Consider the following 15,837-nt stretch of genomic DNA (forward strand, 5'->3'; position numbering starts at 1 on the left):
GCCTGCCGGGCTCAGGAGTGAGCCCACTCCCAATACAGCTTGCGGGCCTTGGCGTAGAGCGGCCCGGGCTGCAGGTGCCGGTCCTCCAGCCGGGTGCAGGGCAGCACCTTGGCGAAGTTGCCGGTCTGGAAGATCTCGTCGGCATCCGCCAGCTCGCCTGGCCGGATCGCGCGCTCGACCACCTCGACCCCGTCATGACGCAGCAGCTCGATCACCCGGCGGCGGGTGATGCCGGCCAGGAAGGTGCCGTTCGCCGCCGGGGTGTGCACGGCGCCGTCCTTGGCCATGAAGATGTTGGCGGTGGCGAATTCGGCGACATTGCCGATCGGGTCCAGCATCACCGCATTGGTGAAGCCGCGCTGCTTGGCCTGGCGCATGGCGAAGCCGGATTGCGGGTACAGGCAGGCGGCCTTGGCCAGGGTCGGCGCCATCTCCGGCGACGGCCGGCGCAGCCCCTGGGCGAAGCAGGCACTGTCCTCGCCCGGCTGCGGCAGCGGCGAATCGTAGATCGACAGGCAGAAGCGAGTCGCCGCCGGGTCGGGCTCGATCCAGCCGTCCTCGGCCCAGAACATCGGCCGGATATAGACCGCGGCGTCGGCCGGGAAGCGGCGCAGCCCCTCGCGGGCCAGCGCCTCGATCTCCTCGGCCGGCAAGGTCGCCTCCAGCCCCATGGCCTTGGCCGAGGCCACGGCCCGGACGCAGTGGCGGTCGAGGTCCGGCGCCACGCCTTCGAAGCCGCGGGCGCCGTCGAAGATGATCGAGGCCATCCAGGCGGCATGCGTCAGCGGCCCCATGATCGGCGGATTGCCCTCCTGCCAGGAGCCGTCGAGGAAGGTCCACGCTTGTCTCGCCATGTGTCCGTCCGATCCCGCATCGTTTACCGGCGGAGCATAGGCGAGCGGCCGGGCGGCGCCAACACCACCCGGCAGATGGCCCAGCCCTGCGCCCAGTGCAGGGCCTCAGGCTATTGGCTCGACCAGACGATGCGGGCCTTCCAGGCCACGTCGGACAGCTTCAGCGACTGCTGCGCCTGGTCGCCCGACAGCAGTTTGAGATCGATCCGGTTGGCGCTGATCCGCACCAGTTCGCCGACCAGGAGCTCACCACCGACCGTCCTGGCCACCACCCGGTCGCCGCGCCGCAGCCCGGCTGCCGGCGAGACGACGACGACGTCGCCGTCCCGGTAGATCGGCGCCATGTCGTTGCCGGCGATCTCGAGCGCATAGGCGGTGGGATCGGACAGGTTGGGGAAGTCCACCTCGTCCCACCCCTTGCCGGCCGGGCGGCCCGCATCGTCGAACAGCCCGTTGGCGGCGGCCTGGGCATGGCCGACGACCGGGATGCGGCGGGCCGGCAGGCCCGAACCGTCGTCGATCAGCCGCACGAAGGCGGCGATCGAGCTGCCGGTCGCGTCCAGGATCTTCGAGATGCTTTCGGTCGATGGCCAGCGCAGCTTGCCGTCGCTCGACTGGCGCTTGCTGGGATTGAAGGTCGTGGGGTCGAGTCCCGAGCGGCGTGCGAGGCCGGAGGCGGACAACCCGTTGAGCTTGGCGAGACGATCGATCGCCGCCCAGATGTCGGCGTGCTTCAGCATGGGACCAATGTCTCCCGGGGGCGTTGCGCCACGTGTAAGAGCGTAATTATTCATAAAACTTACCTAAAAATGAATATGTTTCTTTTCCTAGTACCCTGAGCTCCCCCATGTTGCATCTCGCCTATTCGACAAACGTGGCCCCCACCACACTTGGCATTGTACAAGCGACGCGACCTTTGCGCTATGACCCGAAAGGGATAGGAGAGCGAGTAAGGCGATAGGTTCAGGTTTCCTATGCATGCCCTCTCACCGGCGCGTCCTCGCGTCGCGTGCTTCGCCGCGAGGCACCTGCGCGCTTCGCCGCGGGGCGGTCGTGACAGGCTTTGGTTGGCAGCGGCCTCAGTTGACGCTATCCCTGCGGTCCATGCCCCGACCCATGATCAAGATCGCGATGCCGGCCCTCCTCCTCCGTGCCACCGTTCTTCTCGCCGTCCTCGCCGCGCTGCCTGCCGACGCGGCCACGGTCGACACCATCGCCAAGCAGGCGATCCTGATCGACACCACCACCGACACGGTGCTGATGGAGAAGGCCGCGGACGAGCGCATGCCGACCTCGTCGATGAGCAAGATGATGACGGCCTATCTGGTCTATGACGCGCTGCGCGACGGCCGGATCACGCTCGACACCAAGTTCCCGGTCAGCAAGAAGGCCTGGCAGACCAGCGGGTCGAAGATGTTCGTCCAGATCAACGACACCATTCGGGTCGAGGACCTGCTGCGCGGCCTGCTGATCCAGTCCGGCAACGATGCGGCGGTGGTGCTGGCCGAAGGCCTGGCGGGGTCGGAGACCGCCTTCGCCGACCGCATGAACGAGATGGCGAAGACGCTGGGCATGAACGCCAGCCACTTCGTCACCTCCAACGGCTTGCCCGACCCTGAGCATTATTCGACCGCGCGCGACCTGGCGATCCTGGCCGAGCGGATGATCTCGGACTTCCCGCAATACTATCGCTACGACAGCGAGCGGGAGTTCACCTGGAACAAGATCAAGCAGGGCAACCGCAACCCGCTGCTGTATCGCGATATGGGGGTAGACGGGATCAAGACCGGCCACACCGATTCCGGCGGCTATGGCCTGACCGCGTCGGGCGTGCGCGACGACCGCCGGCTGGTGCTGGTGGTCAACGGGCTGCCCAGCATGCAGTCGCGCGCCGACGAGGGCGCTCGCCTGCTGGAATGGGGCTGGAGCCAGTTCCGCCTGTACCCGCTGTTCAAGGCCGGCGCCACGGTCGACGAGGCGACGGTCTGGCTCGGCACCGAGGACAAGGTGCCGGTGACCGTGGCACAGGACCTGGCCATGACCCTGCAGCCGGCCGATTTCGACAAGATGACGGTCACTGCCCGGTTCCAGGAGCCGATCGAGGCGCCGATCGCCAAGGGCCAGGTGCTGGGCGAGCTCGACATCGCCCCGCCGGAGGGGCCGGTGCGCAAGGTGCCGTTGGTCGCCGCCCAGGACATGCCGGAGGCGTCGATCTTCCGTGCCCTCGGGATGAAGATCGGCCTGCTGCTGGGCCTCTGAGCGGAAGGCCCCAGCAGGCGGCGCTTTCGATCAGGTCGACGTCGCCTTCGGTCAATAACTCGCGCCTCCGCCGCGTAGCATCGCCTGCATCCGAGCCCGTCCGAACAGAGACGGGCCGCAGGCGAGGACCAACCGGCGGATGCCAGCGACCGCGGCCAACCCGACATCCCCGTCCGACCGGACGATCGCGACACCGCTGCGGCTGCACCGCGAGGCGGTGCGGGCGGAGTGGACCGACTACAACGGCCATCTCAACGACGGCTACTATGCCGTCATCTTCAGCCACGCCACCGACGCCTTCCTCGAGTTCGCCGGCATCGACACCGCCTATCGGGCGCGCAGCCGGCGCACCGTCTTCACCGGCGAGATGAAGATCCGCTACCGGCGCGAGGCGCACGCCGGCGACGAGGTGGCGATCGAGACCCGGCTGGGCGCGATGGATGCCAAGCGCTTCACCCTGCACCACGTCATGCGTCTCGCCGCGGACGGCACCGTGCTGGCCGAGAGCGAGGTGCTGAACCTGTCGATCGACGCGACCGTCCCGAAGGTCGCCCCGTTCGAGGCCGAGATCCACGACCGCTTGAGCGAGATCCGCGCCGCCCATGAGGCCGGTGCGGAGGACGAGAAGGGCTGACAACGCCCGCCGTTCCCATGAGGACAGACAGGAGGCAATGATGAACGCGAGACGTTTCCTTTTCGCCGCGGCGATCGCCGCGCTGGTGCCCGCCGGGGCCGCCCTGGCCGACGACGCGGCCTGCAAGACCATCAAGCTGTCGGATGTCGGCTGGACCGACATCACCTCGACCACCGCCCTCGCCAGCACCGTGCTGACCGGGCTGGGCTATGAGCCCAACGTCAACATGCTGTCGGTCGCGGTCACCTTCGAATCGCTCAAGAACAACCAGGTGAACCTGTTCCTCGGCAACTGGATGCCGTCGCAGACCGAGATGGTCGACCCTTATCTGAAGCAGGGGGTCGAGCTGGTCGGCACCAATCTCGACGACGCCAAGGTGACGCTGGCGGTCAACCACGAGGCCTATGAGGCCGGGGTCAAGGACTTCGCCGACCTGCAGAAATTCGCCGACAAGTTCGGCAAGTCGATCTACTCGATCGAGCCCGGATCCTCGGCCAACAAGAACCTGTCGACCATCATCGGGAAGAACGAGTTCGGCCTCGGCGGCTGGAACCTGGTCGAGGCCAGCGAGCAGGCGATGCTGGCCCAGGTCGACCGGGCCGCGCGGCGCGGCGAATGGGTGGTGTTCCTGGGCTGGGCGCCGCATCCGATGAACATCAAGTACAAGATCGACTACCTGACCGGCGGCGACGCCTATTTCGGCCCGAACTACGGCGGCGCCACGGTGCGCACACTGGCCAACCAGAAATGGCTGTCGGGCTGCCCGAACCTGCAGAAATTCGCCAAGCAGCTGGTGTTCGACCTGAACACCGAGAACCAGATGATGTCGATGATCCTGGACGGCGGCCTGGAGCAGAACGCCGCCGCCCGAAAATGGCTGGGCGAGCACCCCGAGCTGCTGACCAAGTGGCTCGACGGCGTCACCACCATCGACGGCAAGCCGGGGCTGGATGCCGTGAAGGCGTCGCTGAAGAGCAGCTGAGATTGCGGACCGGCCGGCGCCGCCTCGGCGGCTCCGTCCGGCCGCCGATCAGTACACCCGCTCTTTCGGCGGAATCGGCGCGACCTCGTTGGACAGCGGCTGCATATGGACCGGCCGATAGTCCAGCCGGACCTCGCCCGTCTCGTCCAGCCCCGCCAGGCTGTGCTTCAGCCAGGCCGCGTCGTCCCGCTTCGGATAGTCCTCGCGGGCATGGGCGCCGCGGCTCTCGGTCCGGCTGATCGCCGAATGCAGGCTGACCACCGCCTGCTGCAGCATGTTGTCCAGCTCCAGCGCCTCGGCCAGATCGGTGTTGAACACCATCGACCGGTCTGTCAGGCCGAGATCGGCTCGCATCGGGCCCGCGGTCTCTTCCAGCTTGCCGAGTCCTTCCTGCATCAGCGGCCCGTCGCGGAACACCGCGCAGTGCCGCTGCATGATGCGCTGCATCGCCAGCCGGATCTCGCCGGCGCCGGTGCCGCCCTTGGCGTGGCGCACGCGGTCCAGCCGCGCGATGGCCTTGTCGGTCGCCGCCGCCGGCAGCGGGGCGTGCGACTCTCCCGGCCGCAGCGTCGCCACGGCCCGCTGCGCCGCCGCCCGGCCGAAGACGATGATGTCGAGCAGCGAGTTCGAGCCCAGCCGGTTGGCGCCGTGCACCGACACGCAGGCGGCCTCGCCGATCGCCATCAGCCCCGGCACAACCGTTTCCGGGTCGCCGCCGCGCAGTGTCGTCGCCTCGCCATGCAGGTTGGTCGGCACGCCGCCCATGTTGTAGTGCACGGTCGGCAGCACCGGGATCGGCTCCTTGGTCACGTCGACCCCGGCGAAGATCTTCGCCGTCTCGCTGATGCCCGGCAGCCGCTCGTGCAGCACCTCGGCGCCAAGATGCTCGAGATGCAGCAGGATGTGGTCCTTCTGCGGGCCACAGCCGCGCCCTTCGTTGATCTCGATCGTCATCGACCGGCAGACCACGTCGCGCCCGGCCAGGTCCCGCGCCGTCGGGGCGTAGCGCTCCATGAAGCGCTCGCCCTCGGAATTGGTCAGGAAACCGCCCTCGCCCCGCGAGCCCTCGGTGATCAGGCAGCCGGAGCCATAGATGCCGGTCGGGTGGAACTGGGTGAACTCCATGTCGGCCAGCGGCAACCCGGCGCGCAGCGCCATGGCGTTGCCGTCGCCGGTGCAGCTGTGCGCGGCGGTGCAGGAGAAGTAGACCCGGCCGTAGCCGCCGGTCGCCAGCACGGTGCGATGGGCACGGAAGCGGTGCAGCGTGCCGTCCTCGACATTCCAGGCCAGCAGGCCGCGGCAGGCGCCGTCCTCGTCCATCAGCAGGTCGAGCGCGACATACTCGACGAAGAACTCGGTCCGGTGCTCCAGGCATTGCTGGTACAGGGTGTGCAGGATGGCGTGGCCGGTGCGGTCGGCGGCGGCGCAGGTCCGCCGGGCCATCTGCTTGCCGTAGTTCAGGGTCTGGCCGCCGAAGGCGCGCTGGTAGATCAGGCCGTCGGCGGTGCGCGAGAACGGCACGCCGAACCGCTCCAGTTCCAGCACCGCCGGCCCGGCCTCGCGGCACATGTATTCAATCGCGTCCTGGTCGCCAAGCCAGTCGGAGCCCTTGACGGTGTCGTACATGTGGAAGCGCCAGTTGTCGCCGTCGCCCATGTTGCCGAGCGACGCCGCCATGCCGCCCTGGGCCGCCACGGTGTGACTGCGGGTCGGGAACACCTTGGTGACGCAGGCCGTCTTCAGCCCGGACGCGGCCATGCCGAGCGCCGCGCGCAGCCCGGCACCGCCGGCCCCGACGATCACCACGTCGTAGCTGTGGTCGATGATGGCGTAGGACTCGGTCATGACGATGCTCCGGAGGATCGGGCCCTGACCGTCAGCGCCAAGGCGAGGTCGATGGCGAGCGCCAGGGCCGCGGCGGTGCCGCCGATCACGAACAGGATGCGGTAGTCGCCGCCGGTGCGGTCGAACAGGGCGGCCAGGCCATAGGCCGCCCCGGCCTGGAACAGGGCGAACATCGTGGTCGCCCGCCCCCAGGCGGCGCGCTGCGCCTCGGCGCCATGCGGGATCAGCTCATGGATGCGGCCCAGCACCAGCGGCACGATGCCCGGGGTGAAGCCGCCGATGACGATGCAGGAGACGATCAGGGCCGCAGGGGCCGTGGTGACGGCCGGCAGAGCCGCCGCCACCGCCTGAACCAGGAACGCCACGCGTAGCGCCGGCCCGAAGCCGGCCCGATCGGCCAGGTGGCCGGTCAGCAGCGGCCCGGCCACCGCGCCAAGCCCGTACAGCACCCAGTATTGCGACCCGGCGGCGATCCCCTGGCCCAGGCCGCGAGCCACGAAATCGACGACGAAGACCATGTGCGGCACCAGGGCGACAGCGTTGAGGCCGTATTGCAGCATCAGCACCGGAATGGCGGCGGACTGCCGAGGCCGTGTGGCACCCGCCCCGGCATGGGACGCCACGGCAGGGTCGGCCTTCGGCCAGTTCGGCCAGGCGACCAGGGTCAGCACGCCGGACAGAGCCGCCAGCCCGAGCCAGCTCTCGCGCGGGCCCTGCTGCAGCAGCAGCGGCACCAGCGTGCCCGAGGCGGCGATGCCGAGGCCGACGCCGGCGAAGATCACGCCGCCGACCAGGCCGCGCTTGCCCGGCGCGGTGTGCGGCAGGATGGCCGAGGCGGCGAGCACCATGATGACGCCGCCGCTGAACCCGGCCAGGAACCGCCAGGCGAAGAACCAGGCGAAGGCCACCGGCATGGCGCAGGCGAGGCAGGACAGGGTGGCCAGCAACATGGTGCCGCGCAGCGCCCGGATCGAACCGGTGCGGGCGGCCAGCGGCCGCGCCGCCAGGGCGCCGGCAAGATAGCCGGCCAGGTTGGCGGCGCCGAGATAGATCACATCCGACGGGCTGAACCATTCCGCGGCGATCAGCGCCGGAATGAGCGGGGTATAGGCGAAGCGGGCCAGGCCGAGCCCGACCAGCGAGGCGCAGAGCCCAGCGGCGGCGAAGCGCCAGGCCTGCCCGGCTTCCTGCTTGGGATGAAGGGCGTGGCCATGGTGACCGGACCGATGGGGTGTCGCGCTCATGACCAGAAGCTAGGCGCGTCATCTCACCAGCGGGAGTGATTAGTTCAGATGGAAGCCATCATGATCGGCGATGGCTTCGCACCAGCGCCAGCGGCTCCGCCATTCTCGCCGCCAGGGGTGACGGCCGCGCGATTCGCAGGAAGGCGGACAGGGCGCTGGACGGGTGTGCGTCGATGCGGCGGACGAAGACGGTGTCGACCCGCTCGGTCCAGGCCGGCGGGCGGAAGGCCTTGATCCGCCGGTCGCGCAGGGCCTGGGTGACCACGCCCTTCGGCAGCAGCGAGATCCCCATGCCGGCGGCGACGCAGCCGATGATGCCGTCCAGCGTGCCGATCTCGATCACCTTGACCTTGACGATGCCCTGGGCGGCCAGGACGCTTTCCAGCCGCTGCCGGTAGGCGCAGTCGGAGCGGAAGGCGACGATCTTCAGCCCGGCGAGCGCCCCGAAATCGTCGAGCCCCGTCACCGCCGGGCCGGCGATGATCGCCATCTCCTCGGCGAAGATGGTCTCCGCCTCGAGCTCGGGGTGATCGACCGGCCCGGCGACGAAGGCGCCGTCCAGCTCGCGCGCGATCACCGCCCGGGTCAGCCACGGCGTGGTGCCCGTGGTCAGCGACAGGTCGACATCGGGATGAGCCTGGGTGAAGGCGGCCAGCACGTCCGGCAGCCGCAGCCCCGCCGTGGTCTCCATGCTGCCGATCGACAACGGCCCACGCGGCGTGCCGTCATCCTGCGCCGCCCGCTTGGCCTGGCGGATCAGGTCCGCGATCTGGACCGCGAAGGGGCGCAGGCGCTGGCCGGCTGCGGTCAGGACGACGCCACGGCTGTGCCGCTCGAACAACGGCACACCCAATTCCTCCTCCAGCGCCCGGATCCGGGCGGTGACGTTGGACTGGACCGTGTTGAGCTCGGCCGCCGCCCGGCCGATGCCGCCGGTGCGGGCCACCGCTTCGAACACCCTGAGATCCCGATCATTCACGATGCGCCCCGCGAGCCGCGTCCGGAGAAAACCCCACGATTGTAGCGGAGGAGGCCGCCATCCGGCGACATGGACTCCTGATTACCAAAACGTAAGTACGCCGCCATCGGCCTTGCTCCTACTCTCTCGGCCGGGTCAAACGCCCGCGGCACCGTCTCGGCGTGCAACGGTCCGGCGGGAGCAAAGCTCTCTCGGCGTGGTCCGTTCGTCACGCCAGCGATCCGCTGTCCGAGAGCCTGCCCATGCAGATCCTTCTGATCGAAGACGATCCCGAGACCGCCCAGCACATCATCGGCTCGCTGCGCGAGGCCGACCACACGGTCGAGCACAGCCTGACCGGAACCGATGGGCTGGCCCGCGCCGCAGCCGCCCGTCAGGGCTGCGGTCCCCGGCTGCTGATCATCGACCGCATGCTGCCGGACATCGACGGGATCACCCTGGCCCGCCGGCTGCGCGGCGAAGGCAGCACGGTGCCGATCCTGTTCCTGACCACGCTGAGCGGCGTCAGCGACCGGGTCGAAGGGCTGAATGCAGGCGGCGACGACTACCTGGTCAAGCCCTTCGCCCTGGCCGAGCTGCTGGCCCGGATCGAGGCCCTGACCCGCCGCGCCGGCACCGCCGCGGTCGAGACCGTGCTGCGCGTCGCCGATCTCGAGATCGACCTGCTGAAGCGCACCGCCACCCGCGCCGGCCAGGCGATCGACCTGCAGCCCCGCGAATTCAAGCTGCTGGAGTACCTGATGCGGCACTCCGGCCAGATCGTCACCCGGACCATGCTGCTGGAGCATGTGTGGGAGTTCCATTTCGAGCCGCAGACGACGGTGGTGGAGACCCATATCAGCCGGCTGCGCGGCAAGATCGACCGCGGCTTCGACGCGCCCCTGCTCGACACCGTCCGCGGCGTTGGATACTGCCTCCGTGATCCTGGCTAGGCTCGTCAGAACCGCGACGTTCCGGCTGGCGGCCGGCTTCGCCGCGCTGTTCAGCGTCTCGATCATCGCGGTGTCCAGCATCGTCTATGTGGCGATGACGCGGTATTCCGACCAACAGATCGATCTCTCGATCAGCGCGGAGGTGAAGACCATCCGGGATTCGCTGGCCGGCGCCTCCGCCCCCGAGATCGTCAAGGCGATCAACGACCGCCTCACCGATATCGACCCCGACTATTTCTACTATGCGCTGCAGGACGCCGAAGGTGGCGTGCTGGCTGGCAACCTGCGGCCGTTGCCGGCCGCGACCGGCTGGGCAGACATCCCGTTGAAGACGACCGACGGCGACGGCAACCGCGAGCGCCACATCATTCGCGGCCTCGGCGTCGACCTGACGCCGGAGCTGCGCCTGTTCATCGGCCGCGACACCCACGACCTGGACGAGCTGCAGGAGGGCATCACCAGCTTCTTCCTGGCCGGTGCGGCCGCGACGGTGCTGCTGGCGCTGGCCGGCGGCCTGGTGCTGAGCGCCCGATTCCTGCGCCGGGTGGAGGCGGTGAACACCGCCGCGCGCCACATCATGGACGGTCATTTGAACGAGCGGGTGCCGAGCCGCGGCAAGGCCGACGAGTTCGACCGCCTGGCCGCCAACCTCAACGCCATGCTGGACCGCATCCAGCAGCTGATGCAGGGGCTGCACCAGGTTTCCAGCGACATCGCCCACGACCTGCGCACACCGTTGTCGCATATGCGCCAGCGGCTGGAGCTGGCCCGGCTCAAGGCCACCTCGGCCGCCGATTACGATGCCGCGGTGGAGCGGGCAGTGGCCGATATCGACGGCATCCTCGGCGTCTTCGCGGCGCTGCTGCGGATCGCCCAGATCGAGGCCGGCGCGCGGCGCGAGGGCTTCGCCCCGCTCGATCTGTCGGGGGTGTTCGAGACCATCATCGACACCTATGGCCCGGTCGCGGACGATTCCGGCCACCGCCTGACCGGCACGGTCGCGCCCGGCCAGCGGATCCGCGGCGACCGCCAGCTCCTGACCCAGATGCTGGCCAATCTGGTGGAGAACACGATCCGCCACACCCCGCCCGGCACCGGGATCACGGTATCGCTGGCGCCTGGGCCCGATGGTCCGGTCGGACAGGTGCGCGACACCGGCCCCGGCATCCCGGAGGCGGCGCAGCAGAAGGTGTTCCAGCGCTTCTTCCGGCTCGACGCCAGCCGGATGACCCCCGGCAGCGGCCTCGGCCTCAGCCTTGTGGCGGCGGTGGCCCAGTTGCACGAGATCCGGCTGGCCCTGTCGGACAACCGCCCCGGCCTGGCGGTGACACTGGATTTCAGCGAGGCGTCCAAGGTGGTATCGACAATGAAGCCCGGGACGGATGGACGGCGTTCCCGCCCAGCAGCCGACCAGCCATCCGCGATCGGCTCCGCCCCGGCGCCGCTGCGTCGCCCATAGCCACGCCGTCGCACCGGCGATATGCTCCTAACGCGCTGGACGGCCGGGCTTTTCCGGCCGCCCGACCGGAACGGCGATGCATTTTACCGGCGAGACCCTGTCCCATTCCCTGCTGCCCGGCCACGACCCCTGGCTGGTGGCGCTCGCCATCCTGGTCGCGGTGCTCGCCTCCTTCGTCGCCTTCGATCTCGGCCAGCGCATCCGCGTCGCCCGCGGCTCGGCGCGGCTGCTGTGGCTGGCCGGCGGCGCCGTGGCCATGGGCGGCGGCATCTGGTCGATGCATTTCATCGCCATGCTGGCCCTGCACCTGCCGGTCGGCGTCGCCTACGACCTGCCGCTGACCCTGCTGTCGCTGCTGCTCGCCGCGGTGGCGACCGGTGCCGGCCTCACCGTGGCCACGCTCGGCCAGGCGGCGCCGGGCGCAACCGCACGCCCGGCGTCCCCGTTGCCGCTGCTGGCCGGCGGCCTGTGCCTGGGGCTCGGCATCGCCGGCATGCATTATGTCGGCATGGCCGCGATCCTGGCCCCCGGCCGCGTCGTCTACGACCCGGCCGCCCTGATCCTGTCGGTGCTGGTCGCCCTGATCGCGGCCACCGCGGCGCTGCATCTGGCCCTGTCCGATATCGGGCGTATCCGGCGGATCCTGGCCGCCCTGGTGATGGGGGCCGCGATCAGCGGCATGCACTTCATCGGCATGGCGGCGGCGCGGTTCGTCCCCGATCCCGCCGCCCGGGCCGAGGTCGCGGGCATCCCGGTGCCGCCGACGATCCTGGCCGGGCTGATCGCCGCGGCCGCCATCGTCGTCTTCGCCCTGGCCGCGATCGCCACCCGGCTGGACCGCCGGATCTCGGAGCTGCAGGCCCGGCGCCAGCTCGACGTGCTGGACGAGCGCCACGCCGCCACCCTGAACGCGCTGCCGATGCCGCTGGCGCTGATCGACGAGCGCGGCACCATCCTGACCGCGAATCCGCCCTGGCAATGGCCGGGCGAGCGCGAGCGCTTCGTCGGTGGCGGCTCCCGCCCCGGCGAGGATTATTTCGCGTTGTGCGGCGGCTCCGGCGCGGCCGGCGCCGAGGTGCGGGTGCATCTCGCCGGCGTGGTCCTGGGCATCCGGCCGGCGGCCCCGGTGGAATACGTGATCGGCGCCGGTGCAGCCGGCCGGACCATCCGCCTGCTGGCGGCCCCGATCGCCGAGGGCCGGGCCGCCGGTGCCGTGGTGGCGCATCTCGACATCACCGCCGAGCGGGTGGCCGAGCTGCRCATGCGCGATGCGATGCAGACGGTCGAGGCGGCGGACAACGCCAAGACCACCTTCCTGGCTCATATGAGCCACGAGCTGCGCACGCCGCTCAACGCCATCCTCGGCTTTTCGGAGCTGATCCGGGACGCGCATCTCGGGCCGCTGCCGGAGCGCTACCGCGGCTATGCCGAGGACATCCACCGCTCGGGCCAGCACCTGCTGGCCCTGGTCAACGACGTGCTGGACCTGTCACGGGTCGAATCCGGCCGGATCGAGCTGCAGCCGGAGCCTGTCGACCTGGGCAGCGACATTCAGGATGCGGTCAGCCTGGTGGCGCAGCGCGCCGAGGCCCACGGCATCACCATCGAGCAGCACGTGGCGCGCGACCTGCCGCTGCTGAGCGCCGACCCGCTGCGGCTGCGCCAGATCCTGATCAACCTGCTGACCAATGCCGTGAAGTTCACGCCCGATGGCGGCAGCGTCACCATCGACGCCGTCGCCGTGGCCCGGTCGGTCCGCATCACCGTGGCCGATACCGGCATCGGCATGACCGAGCAAGAGATCGCCCTTGCGTTGGAGCCGTTCCGCCAGGCACGCAAGCTGTCGCGCCGGCCGCGCGAAGGATCGGGTCTCGGGCTGCCACTGGCAAAGGCCCTGGTCCAGAGCCATGGCGGCATGCTGATGATCGACAGCAAGCCCGAGGTCGGTACCCGCATCACCATCCTGCTGCCGACCGGCACGGAAGCAGTGAGCGAGGAGGCCGGCAGCGGGGCCGTGATCGAGCCCCCGCCGCTCAGCATCGGCCGCCCGGTCAGTCGGCGACGTTGACCATCGCCTGGAACACCCGCCAGGCGACCTCGACCGTGACACCGCCCGCCCGCGCGCCCGCTGCCAGCATGCCGGCGGTCGGCTTGGTCGGAACCGTGGTGATGCCGGGGTCGCCCATCGCCGTCACCATGTCGAGGGCATAGGTCATCGGGGTCTTCAGTTCGACCACCGTGAGATTATTCGTCATCGCAATGTCGCCCATTTTGGGCACTCCCCTGTGTTTAATGCCAAGCAACGTTGCAAGGGCCGTGCCAAGTGGCCCAACCGGCCTCGTCGGCATCGGGCCATGGATGAGACTCGGGTCATTGGGGCTGTATTGGATTTATCTTCCGAATTATCCCACTGAATGGGAATTTTCGATCCAAGCCAGATTGCGAACCTGTTGCGACACTCGCAATTTGCAACGCGCGACCACATACGATTCGCATTCTGCAACGCTCACGATCCACCGATCGGACCTCGCGATTGACGGCCGGGGACCGCTTCCCTAGGGTCGCCCGCCATGACCATCTACAAGATCTGCAGCGCTGCGGAATGGGCGGCGGCCGAGGCCGCCGGCACCTATCGCGGCTCCGCCGTCGACCACCAGGACGGCTTCATCCACTTCTCGACCGCCGAGCAGGCCGAGGAGACCGCGTTCCGCCACTTCGCCGGCCAAGCCGGGCTGGTGCTGGTGGCGATCGACCCGGACACGCTGGGCGATGCCCTGCGCTGGGAGGCGTCGCGTGGCGGGGCCCTGTTCCCGCATCTCTATGCCGAGCTGCCGCTGACCGCGGTGCAGGGCGTGGCGCCGCTGCCGCTGGTCGACGGCCGCCACGTCTTCCCGCCGCAGCTGTTCCCGACCGTCGCCGCCCCGTGAGCCGCCTGTTCGCCCTGGCCGCGCCGGTGCTGAAGGCGCTGCCGCCCGAGATGGCGCACCGGGCCACCATCACCGCGCTGAAACTGGGCCTCGGGCCTGTCGCCGGCGGGCCCGACGACCCGGTCCTGGCGGTGACGCTGTGGGGCCGCGATTTCGCCAACCCGATCGGACTCGCCGCCGGTTTCGACAAGGATGCCGAGGTGGTGGACCCGATGCTGCGGCTGGGCTTCGGCTTCGTCGAGATCGGCAGCGTCACGCCGCGGGCCCAGCCCGGCAATCCGCGGCCGCGGGCGTTCCGGCTGCCCGACCAGCAGGCGCTGATCAACCGCTACGGCTTCAACAACCGCGGCCATGCCGCCGCCGTGGCCCGGCTGGAGGCGCGACGGCTCAACGGCGCTGCCGCCCTTGGTCTCCTGGGCATCAATGTCGGCCGCAACAAGGACAGCCGCGACCCGGACGCCGACTATGCCGCCGGCATCCGCGCCTTTGCCCGGCTGGCCGACTACCTTGTCGTCAACATCTCCTCACCGAACACGCCGGGGCTGCGGGCGATGCAGAGCCGCGAGCCGCTACAGCGCCTGCTGGCCGCCGCCACCGCGGCGCGGGCCGACGGCACGGCGCGGCCGCCGATCCTGGTCAAGATCGCCCCCGACCTGACGCCGGAGGACCTGGAGGATGTCGCCGAGGTGGCGCTGGCCTCCGGCATCGACGGGCTGATCGTGTCCAACACCACCATCGCCCGCCCGGCCGGGCTGCCGCCGGACCTGGCCGGCGAGCCCGGAGGGCTGAGCGGCAAGCCGCTGATGCAGCCTTCGACCGCGGTGCTGCGGCGGATGGCGAAGCTGGTGGCCGGCCGGCTGCCGCTGGTCGGGGTCGGCGGCGTGGCCAGCGGCGCCGACGCCTATGCCAAGATCCGCGCCGGCGCCAGCCTGGTGCAGTTGTACACCGCCCTGGCCTATCGCGGCCCCGGCCTGGTCGGCGAGATCAAGCGCGATCTGGCCGGCCGGCTGCGCGCCGACGGCTTCCGCTCGGTCGCCGAGGCGGTCGGCGCCGACCTGCGCTAGCCGCCCGGCCGGTAGCGCAGCCCGTCGAGCACCAGCCGCAGCAGCCGGCCGGCACGCTGGCGCCAGTCCGGCTGGCCCGCGATCGCCCAGATGCTGGCGGCCGCCGCCAGCAGCACGTCGTCGGCATCGGCGTCGGCCCGGATCACTCCGGCCTTGGCGCCGGCGTCCAGCAGCAGGGTCAGCGCCTGCGCGATCCGTGCCTTGGCACGGGCCAGGTCCCCGGTGTCGGAATCCCGGACCCGGGTCAGGGCCTCGGCCATGCCGCGCTTGGCCGCGACCATGGCGGCGTAGCGGTCCATCCAGTCGGTCAGCGCGGCCTCCGGCGGCAGCTGGCGCAGCAGCGTCTCGGCGGCCTCGCACAGTCGGTCGATCTCATTGCGATACACGGCCTCGACCAGCGCCTCGCGCGTCGGGAAGTGGCGGTAGAGCGTGCCGATGCCGACCCCGGCCTTGGCCGCCACGGCCGACAGCGTGACCTCGCCCTCGACCGCGCCGAACAGCTCCGCCGCCGCCGCCAGCAGCCGCTCGCGGTTGCGCCGGGCGTCGGCGCGCCCAATCGTCTCCTGTTGCCCGTCCGCCCCGCCCGCTGCCGTCACGCCGCTAGCCTCCATCCGGTCGCCATGCAGTCTGCATCATATGGGGCGCCGGTTGAAAACGG

The 15,837-nt window shown here is 70.0% G+C and carries 15 protein-coding genes; 8 read left to right on the top strand and 7 right to left on the bottom strand.

What is annotated here, in order from left to right; genetic code table 11:
* Positions 1–11: 11 nt before the first annotated feature.
* Both AB4Z01_RS12210 and AB4Z01_RS12215 read right to left on the bottom strand, forming a co-directional pair.
* On the bottom strand, positions 12–854 hold the full coding sequence (locus tag AB4Z01_RS12210) for a branched-chain amino acid aminotransferase (RefSeq protein WP_441693829.1): 843 nt from the start codon (positions 852–854) through the stop codon (positions 12–14).
* A gap of 110 nt (positions 855–964) precedes the next feature.
* On the bottom strand, positions 965–1,594 hold the full coding sequence (locus AB4Z01_RS12215) for a S24 family peptidase (protein ID WP_429224079.1): 630 nt from the start codon (positions 1,592–1,594) through the stop codon (positions 965–967).
* Between the two features lie 391 nt (positions 1,595–1,985).
* Here AB4Z01_RS12215 and AB4Z01_RS12220 point away from each other — a divergent pair, with 391 nt between their 5' ends.
* The 3 genes from AB4Z01_RS12220 (at position 1,986) to choX (ending at position 4,729) form a co-directional block, all read left to right on the top strand.
* Positions 1,986–3,113, top strand: coding sequence for a D-alanyl-D-alanine carboxypeptidase family protein (locus tag AB4Z01_RS12220; protein ID WP_441693831.1), 1,128 nt, complete (start codon positions 1,986–1,988; stop codon positions 3,111–3,113).
* A 139-nt stretch (positions 3,114–3,252) separates the two neighbouring features.
* Positions 3,253–3,747, top strand: a complete 495-nt coding sequence (locus tag AB4Z01_RS12225) for a thioesterase family protein (protein ID WP_441693834.1) — start codon at positions 3,253–3,255, stop codon at positions 3,745–3,747.
* Between the two features lie 40 nt (positions 3,748–3,787).
* Positions 3,788–4,729 (top strand): choline ABC transporter substrate-binding protein, encoded by a 942-nt coding sequence (gene choX / locus AB4Z01_RS12230; protein WP_441693837.1) that lies wholly within the window; start codon positions 3,788–3,790, stop codon positions 4,727–4,729.
* A 48-nt stretch (positions 4,730–4,777) separates the two neighbouring features.
* Here the strand turns inward: choX and sdhA are convergent, their stop codons facing one another.
* From sdhA to AB4Z01_RS12245, 3 genes are read right to left on the bottom strand one after another with little or no spacing between them, the layout of a single operon-like run.
* Entirely contained in the window at positions 4,778–6,574 is a 1,797-nt protein-coding gene (sdhA, locus tag AB4Z01_RS12235; protein WP_441693839.1) for a succinate dehydrogenase flavoprotein subunit, read from the bottom strand.
* Complete coding sequence (locus tag AB4Z01_RS12240; RefSeq protein ID WP_441693841.1) at positions 6,571–7,818, bottom strand: YbfB/YjiJ family MFS transporter; 1,248 nt, start codon at positions 7,816–7,818, stop codon at positions 6,571–6,573. The genes sdhA and AB4Z01_RS12240 overlap by 4 nt, the downstream gene beginning before the upstream one ends.
* Positions 7,819–7,876: 58 nt before the next feature.
* Positions 7,877–8,776: a LysR substrate-binding domain-containing protein gene (locus AB4Z01_RS12245; RefSeq protein ID WP_441693844.1), complete on the bottom strand. Its 900-nt coding sequence runs from the start codon at positions 8,774–8,776 to the stop codon at positions 7,877–7,879.
* 263 nt (positions 8,777–9,039) lie between these two features.
* Here AB4Z01_RS12245 and AB4Z01_RS12250 point away from each other — a divergent pair, with 263 nt between their 5' ends.
* The 3 genes from AB4Z01_RS12250 (at position 9,040) to AB4Z01_RS12260 (ending at position 13,256) form a co-directional block, all read left to right on the top strand.
* Positions 9,040–9,729, top strand: coding sequence for a response regulator transcription factor (locus AB4Z01_RS12250; protein WP_441693846.1), 690 nt, complete (start codon positions 9,040–9,042; stop codon positions 9,727–9,729).
* Positions 9,716–11,188: an ATP-binding protein gene (locus AB4Z01_RS12255; protein WP_441693849.1), complete on the top strand. Its 1,473-nt coding sequence runs from the start codon at positions 9,716–9,718 to the stop codon at positions 11,186–11,188. Before AB4Z01_RS12250 ends, AB4Z01_RS12255 begins: the two co-directional genes overlap by 14 nt.
* Before the next feature lie 76 nt (positions 11,189–11,264).
* Positions 11,265–13,256: a sensor histidine kinase gene (locus AB4Z01_RS12260; RefSeq protein WP_441693852.1), complete on the top strand. Its 1,992-nt coding sequence runs from the start codon at positions 11,265–11,267 to the stop codon at positions 13,254–13,256.
* Here the strand turns inward: AB4Z01_RS12260 and AB4Z01_RS12265 are convergent.
* The gene (locus AB4Z01_RS12265; RefSeq protein ID WP_429224089.1) at positions 13,240–13,443 is read right to left on the bottom strand and encodes a hypothetical protein; all 204 of its coding nucleotides are present in this window, start codon (positions 13,441–13,443) and stop codon (positions 13,240–13,242) included. The genes AB4Z01_RS12260 and AB4Z01_RS12265 overlap by 17 nt on opposite strands.
* A gap of 315 nt (positions 13,444–13,758) precedes the next feature.
* Between AB4Z01_RS12265 and AB4Z01_RS12270 the strand changes: the two genes are divergently transcribed.
* Positions 13,759–14,115: a DUF952 domain-containing protein gene (locus tag AB4Z01_RS12270; RefSeq protein ID WP_441693855.1), complete on the top strand. Its 357-nt coding sequence runs from the start codon at positions 13,759–13,761 to the stop codon at positions 14,113–14,115.
* Complete coding sequence (locus AB4Z01_RS12275) at positions 14,112–15,179, top strand: quinone-dependent dihydroorotate dehydrogenase (protein WP_441693858.1); 1,068 nt, start codon at positions 14,112–14,114, stop codon at positions 15,177–15,179. The genes AB4Z01_RS12270 and AB4Z01_RS12275 overlap by 4 nt, the downstream gene beginning before the upstream one ends.
* Here AB4Z01_RS12275 and AB4Z01_RS12280 read toward each other — a convergent pair.
* Entirely contained in the window at positions 15,176–15,775 is a 600-nt protein-coding gene (locus AB4Z01_RS12280) for a TetR/AcrR family transcriptional regulator (protein ID WP_441693861.1), read from the bottom strand. The two genes, AB4Z01_RS12275 and AB4Z01_RS12280, sit on opposite strands and share 4 nt — an antisense overlap.
* Between the last annotated feature and the right edge of the window lie 62 nt (positions 15,776–15,837).

Origin of the sequence: Inquilinus sp. YAF38 (assembly GCF_052113205.1) — a bacterium.
Taxonomy (GTDB): Bacteria; Pseudomonadota; Alphaproteobacteria; order DSM-16000; family Inquilinaceae; genus Inquilinus.

Coding starts and splice junctions, on each gene's coding strand:
- AB4Z01_RS12240 (WP_441693841.1), bottom strand. CDS start 7,818: ATGAGCGCGACACCCCATCGGTCCGGTCACCATGGCCACGCCCTTCAT.
- AB4Z01_RS12225 (WP_441693834.1), top strand. CDS start 3,253: ATGCCAGCGACCGCGGCCAACCCGACATCCCCGTCCGACCGGACGATC.
- AB4Z01_RS12265 (WP_429224089.1), bottom strand. CDS start 13,443: ATGACGAATAATCTCACGGTGGTCGAACTGAAGACCCCGATGACCTAT.
- AB4Z01_RS12270 (WP_441693855.1), top strand. CDS start 13,759: ATGACCATCTACAAGATCTGCAGCGCTGCGGAATGGGCGGCGGCCGAG.
- AB4Z01_RS12215 (WP_429224079.1), bottom strand. CDS start 1,594: ATGCTGAAGCACGCCGACATCTGGGCGGCGATCGATCGTCTCGCCAAG.
- AB4Z01_RS12250 (WP_441693846.1), top strand. CDS start 9,040: ATGCAGATCCTTCTGATCGAAGACGATCCCGAGACCGCCCAGCACATC.
- choX (WP_441693837.1), top strand. CDS start 3,788: ATGAACGCGAGACGTTTCCTTTTCGCCGCGGCGATCGCCGCGCTGGTG.
- AB4Z01_RS12210 (WP_441693829.1), bottom strand. CDS start 854: ATGGCGAGACAAGCGTGGACCTTCCTCGACGGCTCCTGGCAGGAGGGC.
- AB4Z01_RS12220 (WP_441693831.1), top strand. CDS start 1,986: ATGCCGGCCCTCCTCCTCCGTGCCACCGTTCTTCTCGCCGTCCTCGCC.
- sdhA (WP_441693839.1), bottom strand. CDS start 6,574: ATGACCGAGTCCTACGCCATCATCGACCACAGCTACGACGTGGTGATC.